Source organism: Magnetococcus sp. PR-3 (genome assembly GCF_036689865.1).
Taxonomy (GTDB): Bacteria; Pseudomonadota; Magnetococcia; order Magnetococcales; family Magnetococcaceae; genus Magnetococcus.
Genome location: NZ_JBAHUQ010000027.1, coordinates 8,370 through 28,092, shown reverse-complemented (window position 1 = coordinate 28,092; position 19,723 = coordinate 8,370). Strand labels below are relative to the sequence as shown.

Below are 19,723 nucleotides of genomic sequence, written 5' to 3'. Positions count from 1 at the left end.
GTCTTTACAAAAACGTGCAACAGGGTGCTGATAACAGCACCATCTTACGCAACGACCACATGCTTATTCAGCAGCTGCCTGAGCTGTAACCGTAGGCAGTTCCAACTGACCGATCAGACGCAACAGCGTATAACCGGAAATTTCAGCTTCCGTCTGAGCTGCAATCAAGTCACTCTGGGCATTCATCAATCGGCTTTCACCGGTCAGAACATCCAGCAGGGTGCGTCGCTCCATCTTACGCTCCTCACGGGCCAGTTCTAAGAAGCGGCTTTGCAAGCTCACCTCTTCGGTACGATGCATCACACGCTCCATCGCACTTTGGTGGGAACTCCAGGCCTTAGAGATCTCTTCTTTAACACGCATCAGATCCGCGTCGTTACGAGCGATGGCGGCGGAATGGCTGGCTTGATCGGCACCATAATTTCGAACATCGGACAGACCCAGGTTAAAGTCCCAATCCATCGCGACTTCAATGGTTGATTTTTCTTCATAGTCAGCCGTACCGTCGACATCATCTTTAAAGGCATGACTGGCCGTCGCCTTGAACTCAGGGAAAAAACTGTTGGCACGGGTTGCACGCGCTTTAGCCTTGGCCATCATGACCCGCTGCTTGGACATTTTCAGGTCGGCATTTCCAGTAAGGGCAAGCTGCAAAGCCTCTTCAAGTGAAGCGGGCAAGCTCGGTAGCGTAGGCATGGTCCAGTTTTGTGCCACACTGGGGTCCAGATTAAAGATACCCACAAAGGTAGCATGGGCGTTATCCAGATCCTGTTGGGCGCGAACCCGGCGGGCACGAGCTTCGGCCAGCTTACTCTTGGCTTGCAGAACATCCGTTGAATAACCACGTCCCTCGGCAACCAACACACTTTCTAATTTAGTCTGGGCCATAATGTTGCCCTCAGACTTTTTAGCAAAGGTCAGCACCTTACTAGCCTTAGTCACATTCAAATAAGCTGCAATACCGTCATGAATCAACCGTAGCTCAACCGCACGGGTTTTGGCTTTAGCTTGGTCAGACTCGGCCAGGGCACCTTTGATTTGACTATTGGTGTTACCAAAATCCCAAATCAACTGCTCTGCTTCAAACGATAACTCACCCGGGGAAAAACTGTTATTCCCAGTGGATGTTTGCAAGCGATCTTCGGCACCCTGAGAAAGTGAAACAGAAACATCCGGTAACCAAGCACCACGTGATGCCTGATGCTTAAGCTGTGCACTCTTTGAATTGGCGCGAGCTTCTTTAATAAGCCCATGGTCTGTCAACACCATACCCAGACCCTGGGATAGGCTTTCCGAAGCTTGAACGGGGGCTACCGTACCAGCAAACAGAAGGGACAGAACGAGCAGGGTATTTTTTTTATTTTTATTCGCGCGCAGCACAGACATCTAGATCTCCGGCTTCTAAGAGAGTACGCCACCAACGCAAGCGCTGATGGAAAAAACATTTCGATTCATTCCAGCGTTGGAAAATAGATGAAACTTCGTAAAATAACAACACTTCCATTTGTCTTTTTTAGGCGCTTTTTAACTTTACTTATAAAAAACAGAAAGAAGCACACTTTTATGTCAGTTTATGACAGATACAACCGAGTTACTTTTTGTGAATATTCTCTATTTTTCGCAATTTTTAAACCATAACCACTGACCATAACTCAATATCACCGCCCCCTTTTCGGAGAACAGCCAACGGCATATTTGATCGTGACCATAAGACGCACACATATCATTTAGGCGTTATAAGCAATAGATAAAACGCTACGACACCTAACGATGCGAGGTTAAATCATCGTGTCACGCGTAGAAGGAAGAACATGATGGGTAATACAGGGGTAGAAGCATAGACTCTATCCCCTGGCAAGAAGCAGGTAGGGTTATGAAAGACTCATCAAAAAGAACGGTATGTTTGCTTAGGAAGGAACGTTACTGCTCCTGTAGGGCAGCATCCATATTTTGCAAAACCGGGGCAAGAAGATACTCCAGAACCGTTCGGTTACCCGTGAGAATATGTGCCATGACCTGCATACCAGGGTGCAGTTTATAAACGGTGTCACCTTGACCAAAATAGGGCTGCTCGGTCTCAACAATAACTTTGTAATAGGGCGCCCCACGTTCTGAGACCAATGTATCCGGGGAGATGGTCGTGACAGATCCATCTAAAAAGCCAAAACGCATGGCGTCCGATGAGGTTAACTGCAACCGAGCCATCTGCCCTTTTTCAACATAGCCAATGGCATGGGTGGGTAACTGCGCTTCAATGACCAGTCTCTCCCCCGCAGGCACAATAACGGCAACGGTACCACCCGGCGCAACCACCGCCCCAATGGCATTAACCGAAAGGGATTTTACAATACCAGAGACAGGACTGATTAACTCAGCCCGATTGACCCGGTCTGCATATTTACGTTGGCGTTCAGCCAGCTCAGCCGACTCCCGCTGCAAAGTACGCATGGTTTCACGAATTTCACCCACATAGCCACGCTGGATTCTTTGATACTCTTTACGTGCCTCACGCAAAGCTGCTCGACTACGTTTAAGTGCAATACTATTTGAGGTAACTTTACCGCGAATTTCAGCCAGTGCCTTGAGCAGATCGACATGTTTATAGCGATTGGTGATATCTCGCTTAAGCAAGCCTTTACTAATTTTAGTCTGTTCCTCCAAATACTTCTGAATAACCTTTACAGAAGAAAGGGCAGCCTTAATCTCTTCAATTGCCAGCTCTTTTTGCGTAATAACCTCTTGTTGTTTACCCAACTGACTGGCCAACACATTACGCCGGGCCACAAACAAAGCTTTGGCCTGTTCAATGGCTAGCGGTGCTTGAGCAACCAGATCCGCTTCAAAAACCAAATGTTTTTTGGCCTGCAGTTCACTCTGTAAGCGCAATAGATCAATCTGAATAGAGCGTAATCGATTTTCCAACTCAGATAGGTCAGCCCCATCTGCGACGGTCGCAAAGCGCACCAAAACCTGATTGGCTTGAACCGTCTGTCCTTCCTCCACCAAAATTTCAGAGACAATACCACCCTCTAAATGCTGTACAGGCTTAACTCGACCAGCAGGCACCACTTCACCTTCGGCCATCGTCACAACATCTAAGGCACCATGCCACGCCCAATACCCAACAAGTGAGAACAGTATGGCAAGCCAAATCATAAAACCGCGTAAGGGCTGGGGAGGCTTATTTAAAGGTGTCATAAAGCGGGTTCTCTACGATGAATACCAGGTGGTTATCATAAACGGGTATCGGTTAATAGGGTTCACAGCAGCATGCATGTTCATCACGTGCTACAGAACTATGCTGGTTCTGAATGATTTTTAGATAAACGCGGTTTGGGCTTTTCATCCAAATCCAACACCCAATGGGCATTACCTATAAGGCCACGTTCACTGGTCAATATAACGAGACTCTTACCCATATTGACCATCTGCTGAATTAAATCAAACACACGCTCTTTGCCTTGAGCATCCAACCCTTCCACCGGTTCATCCATGATCACTAACGGTCCGTTAACGACCAAAGCTCTGGCCAATGCGATACGACGGCGCATGCCTAAAGATAGGTTATGCCCAAACCCCTGGACCTCTAATTCAAGCCCTTCTTTGTTGCCCCGAATAAAAGTATCCAAACCTGAAAGGTGCAAAATATGCTTCATCACCTCTGGTTCTAGATCATCAGCCCCCATCAGGATGTTACTGCGAACGGTGCCATTGATTAAAGCGGGATCTTGGGGAAAGTAGAAGAGCTGCTTACGCCACCAGTGGGGGGAAAATTGACGAACCTCTGTTTCATCCGCCAAGATCTGCCCACGAACAGGAGGAATGAGCCCTGCCATCATTCGCGCTAATGTTGTTTTACCGGCACCATTACTGCCTAAAACAACCAGAATCTCCCCCCCTTGCAGGGTGAAATCCAGGGATTCAAAAAGAGGTGTTGTCTCACCGGCCCACATAAACGCTGTATCTTTAAAGGTCAAAGTACCATGGTACTTCTCTAAAGCCATCCCCTCTGATGACTCCATGGGCATTTGGCCAAAAGAGTCCAGATGGGCCAACCCCTGCTTGGCACGCTGCCACGGTTCCGCCATACGGGCGACCTGAGTAACAGGTTGCATGGCACGACGCCCAAGAATACCCGCACCGATCATAGCCCCAACAGAAATATCCCCACTGACAACCCCAATGGCACCAACAATGGTCAAGGCCAACCCCATAATGTTACCCAACGCCATGGCGATATTGCTCTCACCACCACGAACCTGCTGGATAAACCGCCTGGCCAACACCGAGCGGTTTCGATGACCACTCCAGTTGGTTGCAACCGTGTCAGCCCCATTAAAGACCCGGATGGTATCAGCACTGCCAGCGGCCCCTTGTACGATGGCACGGGAACTGGCCGAGGCCTCCTCATTTTCAGCCGTTGGTTGTTTAAGCCGCATATAACCAACCCAGGAGATCAGTATGGCCAATACCAACACGGCCCCAGCAGCTATCGCAAACTGAGGGGACATCAGATAGAGAACAAAGAGAGATAAAACAGCAAATGGTAAGTCCAGCAAGGCAACCAGGTTGTTTGGATTCAATGCCACTTCCAGAGAATCAAGCCCCTGTAACAGCTCTTGGCGTCGCCCTTCTGGCACTTGGGATAAGGCATCACTACGAGCCTTGGTAAAGAGAGAAATCGCCCGCCCCGCCAACAAGCCGCCATCATCAATAATTTGCTCAGCCATGAACAGTCGATTTTTGCGGAAGCCCCACTCCAGTAAAATAGCAATGGCTGCACCGGACGAGAGCGTCCAGAGCGTACCATCCACCCCATAGACGACATATCGGTTCAACACCAACATCACAAAAAGTGGGGATGTCAAAGCCAAGACACTGACGAGAAGCGATGAAAAAATCAACGCCACCGTTAAGGTGGGACGCTCGGTAAATCTTTTTTTAAGAAAGTTAGAAAGTTGCATCCGATTTCAATAACCTATCAAAGCCCTAATCCATTCATGATGAAGGGCTACCATACTATGGATCTCATCTAAAAGTCATGGAGCAATGACCAACGGGGAAAAGCGCCCAAATTTCTCAACTTTGTAATAAAGCAGGGAACAGTTTTGAGCTTACGCTGCAAAGTCATATGGTCGAATAGGACGAGTCGGTATTGGTTGGGGAAGCCCTCCGTCAATAGCTTGGGTGAGAATGCATCAAAACAACCAGCCCATCTGAGCGTTATGCGTCACCAAACGTCAGAGCGATCCTCTCACCAACCACTGAGAACCCCTCCACATCTTAAGGTCAATGGCTCAGTGACCTGAACACCCCCCCTTCCCCGCCACCTTTGTCCCACAGCTCTATGAAGAATGGCCAAGTCACAGTGTGACGGTTCAACATAAAACACCAGTCACAGTGAAAAAACAGCACCAGCCAACAATGGAGACTGAGTCGATCGTTCAGAAGTCTGTTTGATTGGCGGGTTCCAAGGCTCATTTCTAGGGTGGCATTGTTTACGTGCAGTTAAATGCTACATAAAAATCGACTATGTATCCCAGTCAGCCCGCCGTTGGGAATTTGAAGCAAGCCGTGGATCATCTGAACCGTGCTTAACTCTGGTTCATGAGCTGACAGAAACCCTGGAAGGCGCTTTGGTCCATGCAAAGAACCATATTAATAGGCAAGAAAAGAAGTAGCTGGCTAAACCATGTTTAAGAATACAGAGGTGCCGATGCTCACTGACCAGACATACTGTTGAAGTTTTAAATCGTTTCAGGTCAATCACACCGACCATGACAAAGCCATTGAACGCCCTCCTCCAGTAAGCTGAAGAACCCATACGATTGTGCCGTTGTTTCAGCAACGACTAAAGAATGCCAAATCAAATTTGTCCAGGGCCATAGAGTTAATCATTGAATGCTCCCCCTGATGCGTATAGAAACCTAGATCCCCTCAAGGATGGCCTGTGCACCTCCTAATGAAGACAAACCATTAAGAGCAATGTTTTTATTCAAACCCACCCATAACGGCCCAATCCAAAACACAGAGTCTCTCAAGTCATATGACTGTGAACCACATCATTTCCGCCCCTACGTTTCACATAGCCATAAACCATACGCTTTTACAATAAGATGTCGATTAGTCGCCCTTATTTTTACACACCCCAGATAAAGATTTCAGCAATCCGCTTTTTTTAGAATTATCACAAATAATCTCTTAAATATGAGAGTGTTCTGCCTGTCATACATCGAACATTCAACATGCATAACATGATGTCATTTAACCTTATATTCATAGCGTTAAACATTCTAATACAAACATATATTTCATTAACAAACCGCCAGGTTATGGGTTAGGCACGAACACACATAAAAAATTGATTGCTCATGCAGTGTTCATATGATAATTAACTACCTGCAATAGATTACCCATATCACTATTTCGGTAAACGCGTTAGATAGCTCTACCAGCTTCATGCCCAACAAGGACCATTATCAATGAATACATTTCGTGTCGGTTTAAAAACAGCCCTGTGTGCGGCTCTGGCAATCAGCACCTTGGTTCCGGTAGATGGAACCGCAGGATCAGCTGTATCTGGGTTTAACGGCAAAGTGGAGGTCCTGGGAGGCGGTGTTGACCAGGAGGGTACCGCCCTTGTTGGTGGTGCTGTTGCTATGCCGCTGAACCAAAAGTTTGGTGTGCAGCTTGATGTTGTTGCTGGGGAAGTCAGTGCCAACAGCCTGCTGGGAGGTGGAGCACATCTCTTTTGGCGGGATTCAGACAAAGGCTTGTTTGGCGTAACGGCCATGACCGCCTCTATTGATTCTTACACCCGCACCGATTTTCAACGTTTTGGTGTGGAAGGTGAGTATTATCTGCCCAATCTAACCTTGGCCGCCACCCTAGGCACCCAAGGTGGGGATGTGGATGATGCCAGTTATACAGGTTTGGACCTGCGCTGGTATGCCATGGATGATTGGATGCTGGAGCTGGGCGGACGTGCCGCAGATAGCCAGACCACAGCACACCTGGGCATGGAATACCGTATGCCCCTTCAGGCTATGCCTGGTTTGACGCTATTTGCCGATGCGGCAACAGGCAACAACAGTTACCAACATGCCCTATTTGGCCTGCGTGCCTACTTTGGTGGTGGCGACAAGCCACTGATTCAACGCCATCGTCAGGATGATCCGATCAACATGGTGTTTGATGGGGTAAGCAGTTCATTCAATGGTATTAAAAACAACTTTGGCTGCCCCAGTGGTTATACAAACAATAGTGGAAACTGCACCAAGGTAAATGATAAGTTTTAAACCAGTTGAGCCCGTGCTGATACAACATCAGCCAGGTTCAACTTCCCGACCTGTCAGCAGATTTATGATATTCAAAGCACGTGAGGCCCATAGGGTGAGGTCGGACGGTCGCCGACCTCACCCTTTTTAAGAAAAACGGCGTTTTGAGAGAGCACGACCTCAAGTCACATATAACACCACCCAGCGGGGTCTACCCGTAGCCCTTGGTATCATTGCCAAATTCCGGGCACAAAAAAACCGGCTCACAGGCCGGTTTTTCGTCGGAGAACCCACTCCGCAGGTATCTTGTGGAACTAAAGCTACTAGAACAAGACATTCTGAGAATGATGGCAAGAAACTTTGATCCCCGTTGATCGGGGAACACCTGGGGCTTTCCACCTTAGAAAAAGCTCATCTCTGCTTTAGTTACCATTGAATCAGATATTTATAATATATAACTGGCCAAGAAAAACGGCGAAGTCATCCATAGACATTCGTAGCCAAAACTACGCGCAGTTACGCTGGATGAAGGCTCACAATAGAGATAAGTTTGACGCCCATTCAGGCCATCGCAGACGAAATGCGTCGCTCTGGATGATGGGGATGAATTGCTGCCCAGTTTCAAGCCGCCTAATGCCCGGTATTGCGGCTTTTCATGGCCGTTCCTCTGGGGCACGTTTATCCCAGTCCAAACGCACATCGGTTGCCGAAGGAACGCGGGCTGTGGGGGGCTTGGTATACCGCCCGTAGATCTCTGCCATGGACCCATCCGCATGATATTTTAGAAGAAGCCGGTTAAAAGCATCCACATAACTACGTTTTACGAGGGATTTAACAAAGACCACATGGTAGAGGTTTTTTTGATCTGACCCGGCATAGCGAATATGGTTCAATCCCAACTGTTCCATGGCACCCAGGCCAATGACATCCGGGGCATAGACCAGCCCCTTTTTGCCAAATCGACCGGCATTTAACATTCTAAAGACATCCTTAAAAGAGTTTTCCACAAGCACGGAGCTGCCGGGGATATCCTTTGCAAACCGCTCAACCTTTTTCGACAGGTTGGTGGGGCCATAAGTTGCGATGGTATAGCCTTGCATTTGACCCTTATGGGTATAGTTCAAGGGGTTATCCTTACCCACAAAGACCCCATAATCCACAACATGCATGGGGTGGCTGTAGTACCATTTTTTATTGCGGGCTTCATTGTGGCTCATATTAAAAGCCGCTTCGGCACCGCCCTTCTCCAAAACCATTAACATTCGCGGCAGGGGAACAAAATCAAACTCGATTTTCTGACCCAACTCGGCATTGATCGCCCGCACCAGAGCTGCCACCGGTCCATCCACCTGCCCTGTTTCAGGGTTGATGAAAGAAACCGACGGGTAGGTCACAAATCGTATGACGTCGGCATGGGCTGGCTCTCCTGCACTGAGAACCAACCCTAACCCTGCGAGAAGAAATAAACCGATCTGTTTCTGCCAACCACGAGCCATCCTACTTCTCCAAATATAGACTTTTAAAACGGGATCTCTACTACGTTGCCCGTCGCTTCGGTGGATCTCATGTGAATATCCCCGCCCGGGTTGTTGCTCTCCGCCAGTTTTTCATCTAGGCCTAAATATAGAAGTCCAACAACTGCTTGGGTTGCTAAACAGCTCCGTGAAGTATGTCCGTGGAACTCTGCGCCATGTTATCTGATTCATGATGGCGATACACGCTTCAAAGCTGACCTCATCAGTCAGCTTGCTATCATGGGTATTAACAGTGCGCAAACCGCACCAAGATCTCCATGGCAAAATACTATCTGTGTACGGAGGATCCACACCCTAAACCGTGAGCTGTTCAATCATGTGATTATCATCAGTCAAATCCAGCTAACAAAACGGCTTGATGAGTATCTGATCGATAATCACGGATCACGCACGACCTTGGGCTAAACCTGGACACTCCAATCTACAGACCCATTCAACTGCTGACTGACGGTGAGACCACAGCCAGCCTTTTTTTGAGCTGCCTGCATCACCGTTACGAACATCAGCCTTGCTAAATCGTCCTTTTGGCGTTTCAAAGAGCAAAGGTTCCTACATGAAGATCCTTCGACAACTCATGCTTAATCTGGTGCATTGGCGTTGAAACCTGCTTTCTGTCCCCTGACCTGGAATCTATGCCCACAGCGGCATCCTTCTCAAAAAAACAGACCCAAATTCGCCTTTCTCACCACCTTAATATCTTCCCATAGATCGGCTCGGATCTGATACATGGAAGCAACACTGGTACTCTGAGTCTGTACCAACCACCATCGGCAACGTGTTTTTTGCAATCGTATCATCAATCTGCGGGTCAGGAGTCACCTCCGCCACGATTCCAGAACCGAAACCACTCACCAGAAAGACATGGGAAGTCCATAAACTCAGGTTTATGTCCTTATTGTTTCATCTCATGATGTAGGTTACAATTTAGAAGCTTTGCATGGCCTGAACCGTATGCTTACCCCCCCCCGTGTTAGGTGTCAATATAATGCTAAAAAAGCATAAGCTTATTGCCTCTATTATTGTTCTTCTTTTTATGTTGAACAGCTTTCTTTTCCACGCAAAGGCCCAGGCTGTTACTGACGATATATCCTCTGCACCTGGCACCCTCAAAATCGCGTTCTGTGAAGATTGCCTGCCGTTTCAATTCAAGGATGACCAAGATAAGCCATCTGGTTTAATCATTGACCTTTGGCGCTTATGGTCGGAAAAAACGGCAACACCCATTGAGCTGATTCCCTATTCATGGGATGAGACACTCAAAAAAGTGGGCTCCGGTGAAGTCGATGTGCACGCAGGCCTGTTTTTTAACGAGACCCGGGATCAATTTCTCGATTATGGCAGTGCCCTCAGTCGTACCAACACCCATGTCTTCCTGCATAAACAGCTGCCAAAAATCACCAATATTACAGAGCTTCAGGCCTATCAAATTGGGGTTTTGAAAGGGGATTTTGTCGAAGAGAGCTTGAAGGAGAAACTGCCGGAAGCGACCATTGTTCCCTTTTTGAGTTATCAAGCCATGATGGCCGCCCTCCAGTCCGGCGAACTGCGGGCTTTTGCGGCAGATACCCCAACCGGCATCTATTACCTGAAAAAACATTGGCTGCTCAATGATTTTACCATCTCCGACACCCAACTACTCTTCGCCAACGATTGGAAGACAGCGGTTACCCAAGGGAAAACGCAACTGCTTGATGAAATTAACCAAGGGTTTGAGCGTATCTCCCGACAAGAGCGGGTGGCGATTCACCGCAACTGGATATCGGCGGGAAATTCCAAAGCCCTAATTATCGCCATCGACCGAGACTACCCCCCCTTAAGCAAGATGACCTCCTTTGGTGAACCGGCTGGACTTCTGGTCGACATGTGGAAGGCGTGGTCCAGACGTACCGGGCAGGAGGTGCGCTTTCGCATGAGCGATTGGGCGGGTACCATCGCGGCCATGAAAAGTGGTGAGGCGGATATCCACTCCGGCCTGTTTATCAATGACAGCCGCAAGCAGTTTCTGAGCTTTACCCAGCCCATCTATCAGATCAATTCCCGCTTTTTTTATCGACAGGGCAAACAGATACCCGACGACCCTGCACAGTTTGGCCAACGTAGGGTGGGTGTATTGGCGGGCAGTTTTCAGCAGGAGCAGCTTAAAGAACGTTTTGCCACATTGAATCTGGTTGCCTATGCCAACTGGTTGCAGGTGGTCAAAGCGCTCTACCACGGTGAAGTGGATGTGGCCATGGTGGAGGACCTTACCATGGCTTCACTGCTCAAACAGACCGGTTGGCAGTCTGAACTAACCAGCCATCCAGACCCCTTTTTTTCCAATCTGGTCTATGGCGCGGTGAAAAAGGGACAGGAACCTTTACTGGAAAAGGTTAACTCCGGCATCGCCCGCCTGGACGAGGCAAGTCGAACAGAGGTGGAAAAAACGTGGGTTCCAGAAGAGAGGTTTCGCATCTATGGGCAGACCCAGAACAGTCAGGGAAGTAAGCCATCCCTGAACATGGAGCAGAGACGCTGGCTCGAGACCCATCTAACCGATGAGGAGTTGACTTGGTTGAAGTCACACCCCGTGATCCGGGTTTCCAGTGAGCCGGACTACGCGCCGTTTGATTTCAGAGTGGATGGCAAACCGGCGGGATACTCCCCGGACTATGTAAAGCTGTTGGCTGAGCAGTTGGGTTTGCGTCTTGAGTTCGTGAAAGATAGCTGGACCAACTTGCTGAACAAAGCCCAAGCCAAGGAGTTGGATCTGGTTCACACCATTTTCAATGCCCCTAAAGAGCGCCACATCTATCTGAACTTCACCAAGTCCTATAAACAGGTGATCAATGCCATCGTTGCTCGGGATGATGTGAAGGGTGTAACCGACCTTAAAGGTTTAAGCGGTAAAAAGGTGGCACTGGTCAAAGGGGATTCCATTGCCCAATTGTTGCCGAGTCTGGTGCCCGATGCCCAGTTCCAGTTCCTGGAAGACTACACCTCGGTGCTCAAAGCGGTCAGTCTTGGCAAGGCTCAGGTCACCGTATTGGAACTGCCCGTTGCGGCCTATTTTGTACGCAAACTGTCATTAACAAACCTGAGCATTGTCGCAGAGATGAAGGATCTGGGGGATCGGGATCAGCAGTATCGCATTGCGGTGCGCAAGGATTGGCCGCAGCTGATCGCCATTCTTGAAAAAGCCATGGATGCGTTGCCTCCAGAGAAGCTGTTGGCGCTGGATAAACAATGGATGACCCTACCCGAAGCTAAAGAGCAGGATCAGGCCTTGATCTTGTCCAATAAAGAGCGGGCGTGGCTGGCCGCCCACCCAGAGTTACGTATTGGGGTGGACCCTGCCTTTCCCCCCTATGATTTTGTGAGGGAGGATGGCAAACATGCCGGGTTTGCAGCGGACCTGCATACACACCTTCAAGAGATGCTTGGCATCCATATCACCCTTGCAGAGGGGTTGACATGGACAGAGGCGTTGGAGGCGGCAAAAAAGCGGGATTTGGATATAATCTCCCTGTGTGTCCCAACCCCAGAGCGGGCTGAGTATCTGAAATTCAGTGATTCGGTTGCCCGCGCGCCCTGGGTGATTGCAACACGGCGGAATTTTACCCCGATGGGCGGTGTCGAGGGGCTGACGGGGAAAAAGGTACTTGTTGCCGAAGGTTATGCGGTGGTTTCAACCTTGGATAGCCAATTCCCCAACCTGACCCTCTCCACGGTTGCAACCCCGCTGGATGGGCTGCGCATGGTCTCTACAGGCATGGCAGATGCCTACATCGGTTTTTTGGGCTCCATTAACTATCACATCGATTCCCAGGCTCTTTACAATCTGCACATCGCCTCCCCAACCGGCTTTGCGCCCACACAGCTGTCCGTCTGTAGCCGTTCGGACTGGCCGGAACTGGCCTCCATTCTGGGTAAGGCCATCAAGGCGATACCCAAGCAGGAGATAACAGCACTGGCGGATCGATGGTCACTGATGTTGTCGCATTCAGCTCAGAACAGTCCATCAACGACGTTTTCTAACCAGCCCACTCTTGCCTTGAGCCCCTCTGAAAAAGCGTGGCTGGCGTCCCACCCTGAAATCAGCATCGCTTTTGATGGCCATTGGGGCCCCTACAGCGTCTATGCTGAGAAGGGTGGTTTTTCAGGGTATGCGGTGGATGTGGTCCGCTTGATCGAGCAACGAACCGGCATCCGTTTCAAGATTCACCCCGATGGAGAGTGGAAAACACTTTATGCTGCGGCACAAAACCGTGCGGTGGATGTTGTTGCAGAAATGGCTGTGCGGGAGGCGCGTAAGGAGTGGTTTGCCTTTACCAAGCCCTACATCTATCTCTCCTCCTATGTCTATACCCGAGCCAATGACTTCCGCATTAAAAAACGGTCTGATATCCATGGCTTACGACCGGCATTAGTGGATGGATATGCCTACAATAAGACGTTACTTAAAATAGCGCCGAATAGTGAACCGGTCATGGTCAAGACTGTTGCCGAAGCCCTTGAAGCGGTCTCTGAAGGAAGGGCTGATTTCTATCTGGGTAGCTTGGGAACCGTCAATTACCAGATTAAAAAGATGGGGCTGAGAGGTATTAATCCTGTTCTCAGATGGGAACAAAACACCAGCAATAACGCCTTTGGCGTGCGTAAGGATTGGCCAGAGTTGGTCTCCATTCTGGATAAAGCGTTGGCCTCCATTAGCGAGCAGGAGTGGCAGGGGCTAAATCAACAGTGGATCGGTAAAACGGAGCAAAAAAGAGAGCCGGTACGTATCGCTTTTGGCTCCAATAAACCGCCCTTCGTGTTTGCCCCTGGTAGCCATCTCGGCCTGGAGCTCGATATTGTCCGCGAGGCGATGGCACACAGTGGGGTCGAGATCATTCCTACGGAGCTGACCAACGAAGGTTTGGAAAAAATTCTGGATCTGGATCCCGATACCGCAGCAGCGGCGGGGGTACAACAGAGCCCCGACTCCCCCTATCACTTCTCCAGCAACTATGTCTTCTTCAACAATGCCGCTTACACCCTGGCCAGTGAGGGCGTGACGTTGGAAAAGCTGGAAGATTTAAAAGGACGCAAGATTTCTATTTGGGGCACCGGACATAAGGACCTGGGGCCTCAATTTTATGATCTGTTCAACCCAGAGAGTCGAGCCAAACATACCTCGGAGTTCTACGAGATCGCCGATCAAGGGTTGCAGGTACGCAGCTTCTTTGAAGGCAAGGCGGATACCCTGATCATCGATTCAAACATCCTGGGCTGGCAGATCAACCAACAGGCCAAACATGTGGATACCTCTGCGGACCTGGTACGCCATGGACTGTTCAATGCCACCACCGGTTTTGCCATCGCCTTTCGTAAGGCCAAGCTCAGAGATCAATTTGAAGCCGGACTGGCCAAATTGAAAGCATCCGGCCGCTATGCGCAACTGGTCAGGAAATATAAGGATGCCAATTATCAGCGCATGACAGATTTTGCGGTGCTGCTGGGCAAGCTGTTCAAACCCTATCTCTTATCCAGCAATGTGCAGAAAGTGGAAGGGCTCATCACCCAGCTGATCAAGACTCAACCCCTTATTGAGCGAATTGAGATCGTTGACCGGTTGGGCGGTCGACACCTCTACCTCCCGGCAGGGAGAGAGGCTTCGGACGAGCATTTCACGATTATTAACGAGATCCAGGAGTTTTCCCATGATGTGGGGCGACAGGTCAAATTTGGTCAGATTATCACCACCTATAAGGGGGGTGAAAAACGCGCGCCCTGGCCAGAATTAAGAGCGGTTCTTGAAGCGTGTAGCAACTGCAACCAGCTTGAAAAAGGGCAGATGCTTAAGGTGTTGCAAGCCTTCATTCAGTCCAAAAAATCGCAGAAAAAGCAACCTGAACATCATCAACAGGTAGTCGAATCCAAAAAGCAGAGTGAGGCCGACACCACCCAATCACTCTTGATCCTGTTTCCGATTCTGTTGGTCATTTTGCTCATTGGCACGCTGATTCTGCCCCGCTGGATCTCCGACGAGATGATTAGCCAGCAGTTTGGCTCCCCCAATTTCCGTATCATGATGCTGGCCGGGGCGGTGTTCATGATGGCCGTCGTCGCTGTTCTGGTGGTCTACACCCTCTCCAAGAACAAGGAGGTGGTGCTCAAGGTGATCGCCGATGAACTGGAGGTAGTCTTGCTCAGCACCATGGAACGCAGTGATCTGTGGGTGCAGGAACGGCTGAACTACCTGGCCAAGCTGGGCCACGATCAGAAGTTGATGGCTCTGACCAAACAGTTGCTGACGGTCAAAGCCGAGAAAGAGACCCTTGCCCAATCCGATACGTTGCACCAAATCCGTGACTATCTGGGTGAGCGTGAAAAAACGGTAGGGCAATTGGGATTTTTTATTATTAATCCCCAGCGTATCAGCATCGGGTCCAAACGGGACACCAACCTTGGCACCATCAACCTTATTGAACAGAACCATCCACAGCTGCTGAAAAAAGCCTTTGCCGGCCATACTGTCCTGATTCCGCCCATCCGTTCTGATGTGGTATTGGATGAAAAGAGTCCATCCGACCTCAAACCTCAAAATATGTTTTTTGCCGCCCCCATTTTTGATAGTGAAGGCAGCGTCATTGCGGTCTTGACCATGCGGGTGGATCCCAAAGGGGAGCTTTCCCGTATCATGCATGGTGGTCGCATCGGCTCCTCTGGCGAGACCTACATGGTTGATGAACAGGGGCGCATGCTCACCGAAAGCCGTTTTGTCAGCATGTTGAAAACACTGGGTTTGACCTCTCAGGATGATGGACCGGAACAGGCGTTGTGGGTGCGCGACCCCGGTGTCAATCTGATGCTGGGTCATACCGCAAGAAAACCCATAGTAGAACAGGCGGCTACCAAAATGTTGGAGGGGGTGCTGACGCTTAAAAAAGTATATGAGACAGGGGATCTTCCTCAAGATGCTTTGGACCACTCCGCCATTATGGTCAATGTGGCAGGCTATCGGGATTATCGGGGGGTACCCGTTTATGGTGCTTGGATGTGGGATGGTCACCTAGGAGTCGGTATTGCCACGGAAATTGACGTGGATGAGGTACTGTCCGGGCACGATACCCTGCGGGTTAATTTGATTGTTATCGCCACCAGCACCCTGCTACTGGCTGTGATTGCGATTATTCTGACCCTCACCTTTGGCCAGCGCGCCACCATGCTTTTACGCCGCAACCAGGATGAGTTGGAAGAGAAGGTGTTGGAACGCACCCGCGAACTGGAAGGTAGCCGGGAACGGCAGGAACTGGCCCTTAAAGGGGGTGCCTTGGGCTTCTGGGATGTCGACCTCACCACGGGACAGACCATCGTCAACAAACGCTATGCTGAGATCTTTGGTTATCCGCTGGACAGCTTGGAAGAGCGGCGTGACGACTGGATTGATCGCATCCATCCTGATGATCGCGAAGAGACACTTGCCATTGGCCGTAACTATCGCCAGGGCAAGATGCAGGAGTATGAAGCGGAGTTCCGCATTATCAAACCCTCCGGTGAGCTGCGCTGGGTAATCTCCAAAGGGGCCGCTGTGGCACGGTCTGAGGATGGAGCGGTTGCCCGTATGGTGGGCACGGTTCAGGATGTGACCGACCGTAAAGCCAGTGATGAAGCGCTCAGGATTGCCGAGGAGCGCAGCCGTCTACTGTTGGAGTCGGTGGGTCAGGGTATCTTTGGGGTGGGTGCGGATGGCAAGGTCAACTTTATCAACCCTGCCGCCACGCGTATGTTGGGCTATACCGCCCATGAGATCATCGGTCAAAAGGTTCATGGACTCATCCACCATACCCGTGCCGATGGTAGCAACTATCCGGTAGAAACCTGTCCCATGTTCCATTCCTTCTCCGAGGGGAGCTACCACAATATTGAAGATGAAGTGCTGTGGCGCAAGGATGGCTCCAGTTTCCCAGTTCAGTATAACAGCGTGCCTTTGATACAAGAGGGAAAGCCAATGGGAGCGGTGGTGGTGTTCCATGACATCACCGAGCGTAAAGAGTCGGAACGCATGCTCAAACAGCAGGAAGAACGGCTGGATATGGCCCTCAAGGGGGCCAACGCGGGCCTTTGGGATTGGCACGATACCAAAGGGGAGCTGATCACCGGAGAGATTTGGGCCACCATGCTGGGCTACACCCCCCAAGAGCTGGATGCCCGTTATGGCAACACCATGGAGCGTTGGTCCAGCCTCGTACACCCTGAAGATCTACCCGACGCCATGATAAGAATGCAGAGCCATATCGCTGGGGAGACAGAGATCTACAAAGCGGAATTCCGCATGTTGACCGCAGATGGGAGCTGGAAGTGGATTCTCGATATTGGGCAGGCCTCGGAGCGGGATGATAAAGGCATGGGCACGCGTCTGGTCGGGGTGCATCTGGATATTGATGATGAGAAGGAGATGGCCCAGCAGATCCTACGGGCCAAAGAGGTGGCGGAAGAGGCCACCCAGGCCAAAAGCGACTTTTTAGCCAACATGAGCCATGAGATCCGCACCCCCATGAATGCCATCATCGGCATGAGTCATCTGGCCCTGCAGACTCAACTGACCCCCAAACAGCAGGATTATGTCCATAAAATCCATACCGCTGCCAATGCCCTGCTGGGCATCATCAACGACATCCTGGACTTTTCCAAGATTGAGGCGGGCAAGCTGAATATTGAACAGGTTCCTTTCCGCTTGGATGAGGTGTTGGATAATCTTACCAACTTGGTCAACGTCAAGGTGCGGGAGAAGGGGCTGGAGTTCCTGCTGGCGTTGGACCAGGAGGTTCCCAAGGGCTTGATTGGTGATCCCCTGCGCTTGGGCCAGATCCTGATCAACTTGGCCAACAATGCAGTGAAGTTTACCGACCACGGGGAGATCGTGGTGCGTATCAGCCAGGAGGCTTCTGAGGAGGGCAAGGTTACCCTGAAGTTTGCCGTGAGCGATACCGGTATTGGTATGACTGAAGAGCAGGTAGGACGCCTGTTTCAATCCTTCAGTCAGGCGGATGCCTCCACCACCCGTAAATATGGCGGCACCGGTTTGGGGCTGACCATCAGTAAAAAGCTCACCGAGATGATGGAGGGCAGAATCTGGGTGGAGAGCATACCTGGAACCGGTAGTACCTTCCTGTTCACCGCCTGTTTTGGTCTCTCAGATGAGATGGAGATAGACCAACCTATACCGGAACCGGATCTACGCGGCATACCGGTTCTTATCGTTGATGACAGCGCTGCTGCGCGGGAGATTATGGAGCAGATGGCTCAGAGCCTAACCTTTGAGACCTTCATGACGGCTACGGGGCAAGAAGCGCTGGAGATGATCAAACAGCATGATGAGCGGGGCTATCCGTTCAAACTGGTACTGCTGGATTGGCGCATGCCCGGCATGGATGGGGTTGAGGTCAACCATCGCATCAAAAATGATAAGACGTTGCAGCATCCACCCCGTGTGGTGATGGTGACCGCCTATGATCGGGATGAGATGCGGCAGCACATTGGTGAGGATGAACTGGAAGGGTACCTATCCAAACCGGTGACCGCGTCCACCCTGATGGATGCCGCCATGGTCTCCATGGGGCATGCGGCTAAAGAGAGTAAAGGTACACGCCAAGGGACCAACCTGGGTATCGAGGCGGTCAGTGGGGTGGCTGGGGCGCGCATTCTGCTGGTGGAAGACAATGAAATCAACCAGCAGGTGGCCAAGGAGCTACTGGAGATGGCCCAGATGGAGGTGGTTATTGCCGACAATGGTCAGATCGGGGTGGATAAAGTTCATGCGGAATCTTTCGATATCATCTTGATGGATATGCAGATGCCGGTGATGGATGGCTATACAGCCGCCCGAACCATCCGTGCGGAGAGCACATTTGATGAACTGCCTATCGTCGCCATGACCGCCAACGCCATGGCCGGTGATCGGGAGAAGTGTCTGGATGCAGGTATGCAGGATCATGTCTCCAAACCTATCGAGCCATCGGAGATGTATGCAGCGCTGGCCCAGTGGATCAAACCCAGGGCGGGGTTGGGCGTGGCACCGGAACAGCTTCAGTCCAAAAAGCAGGCTGAAGCGCCATCGGATATGCCCGAATTACCCCAGTTAGAGGGGGTGGATACCCAAACGGGTCTGGCCCGTGTGGGGGGCAGCCAAAAACTCTACCTGGATCTGATGCGCCGGATTGTCAAAAATCAGTCTGGGACGGTGGAGGAGTTCCAGGCGGCTCTATCGGAGAATGATCTGCCCACTGCCGAACGGCTGGCCCATACCACCAAAGGGGTGGCGGGCAGCTTGGGGGCAACAGAGGTACAGGAGCAGGCCGCACGACTGGAGCAGGCGTGTGAAGCCAGGGATCGCAACGCCATTAATGATGCCTTACCACCGTTTGAGCAGAAACTCACCGGGCTTTTAAGGGCGATCACGGACTATTTTGCACAGTTAGATGCCCAGACAGCCAAAGAGGACGCTTCAGCAGTAGGGGAAGTGTGTTGGGCGGATGTGAAGCCCATACTGGAGCAGCTACGTCAATTGGCGGCGGATGATGATGGGGAGATTGAAGACACCTTCCTGGCCCACAAAGCGCAGTTAGCTGGCTTGGTTGAGGCAGATCAGTTGGATCAACTGGCTGACCATCTTCAAGATTTTGAGTTTGAAGAGGCTCTGGCTCTGTTGGAAGAGCTGTTATCCGCCATACCTAAGGAGGATGAGGGGGAAGATATCACCCCCAAGCTGGCACAGCTTATTGAGCTGGTCGCAGACGATGATATGGACTCGGTTGATCTGTTTGAGGAGATCAAACCGGTGCTAAACAGGAGACTGTCCCAGGAGGATCTGGAGGCGCTGAGCAACGCGTTCCTGGATTTTGAATATGATGTGGCAAAAGAGATCCTGGAAAAAATCTAAAAGAGAGTTGA

Annotated in this window: 6 protein-coding genes; 2 read left to right on the top strand and 4 right to left on the bottom strand. The window is 50.6% G+C overall.

The genetic code is table 11. The annotated features are described in order from the left end of the window. Positions 1-63: 63 nt before the first annotated feature. The 3 genes from V5T57_RS14325 to V5T57_RS14315 form a co-directional block, all read right to left on the bottom strand. A complete protein-coding gene (locus V5T57_RS14325) occupies positions 64-1,386 on the bottom strand; it encodes a TolC family protein (protein WP_332891920.1) in 1,323 nt (440 codons plus the stop codon). A gap of 534 nt (positions 1,387-1,920) precedes the next feature. Next, a complete protein-coding gene (locus V5T57_RS14320; RefSeq protein WP_332891919.1) occupies positions 1,921-3,198 on the bottom strand; it encodes an HlyD family type I secretion periplasmic adaptor subunit in 1,278 nt (425 codons plus the stop codon). Positions 3,199-3,296: 98 nt separating this feature from the next. Beyond that, positions 3,297-4,964 carry an ATP-binding cassette domain-containing protein gene (locus tag V5T57_RS14315; protein WP_332891918.1) on the bottom strand — a complete coding sequence of 556 codons (1,668 nt, stop codon included), beginning with the start codon at positions 4,962-4,964 and terminating at the stop codon, positions 3,297-3,299. A 1,518-nt stretch (positions 4,965-6,482) separates the two neighbouring features. On the opposite strand from V5T57_RS14315, the gene V5T57_RS14310 reads away from it, so the two are divergent. Beyond that, a complete protein-coding gene (locus V5T57_RS14310) occupies positions 6,483-7,298 on the top strand; it encodes a hypothetical protein (protein WP_332891917.1) in 816 nt (271 codons plus the stop codon). Positions 7,299-7,930: 632 nt separating this feature from the next. On the opposite strand, the gene V5T57_RS14305 is transcribed toward V5T57_RS14310, so the two are convergent. Continuing rightward, positions 7,931-8,773: a substrate-binding periplasmic protein gene (locus V5T57_RS14305; RefSeq protein WP_332891916.1), complete on the bottom strand. Its 843-nt coding sequence runs from the start codon at positions 8,771-8,773 to the stop codon at positions 7,931-7,933. A gap of 1,024 nt (positions 8,774-9,797) precedes the next feature. On the opposite strand from V5T57_RS14305, the gene V5T57_RS14300 reads away from it, so the two are divergent. Then, complete coding sequence (locus tag V5T57_RS14300) at positions 9,798-19,712, top strand: transporter substrate-binding domain-containing protein (protein ID WP_332891915.1); 9,915 nt, start codon at positions 9,798-9,800, stop codon at positions 19,710-19,712. The last annotated feature ends 11 nt before the right edge of the window (positions 19,713-19,723 follow it).

Bases quoted from the DNA above. Each gene is read 5' to 3' on its own strand.
- V5T57_RS14310 (WP_332891917.1), top strand. From the start codon at position 6,483: ATGAATACATTTCGTGTCGGTTTAAAAACAGCCCTGTGTGCGGCTCTG.
- V5T57_RS14315 (WP_332891918.1), bottom strand. From the start codon at position 4,964: ATGCAACTTTCTAACTTTCTTAAAAAAAGATTTACCGAGCGTCCCACC.
- V5T57_RS14320 (WP_332891919.1), bottom strand. From the start codon at position 3,198: ATGACACCTTTAAATAAGCCTCCCCAGCCCTTACGCGGTTTTATGATT.
- V5T57_RS14300 (WP_332891915.1), top strand. From the start codon at position 9,798: ATGCTAAAAAAGCATAAGCTTATTGCCTCTATTATTGTTCTTCTTTTT.
- V5T57_RS14305 (WP_332891916.1), bottom strand. From the start codon at position 8,773: ATGGCTCGTGGTTGGCAGAAACAGATCGGTTTATTTCTTCTCGCAGGG.
- V5T57_RS14325 (WP_332891920.1), bottom strand. From the start codon at position 1,386: ATGTCTGTGCTGCGCGCGAATAAAAATAAAAAAAATACCCTGCTCGTT.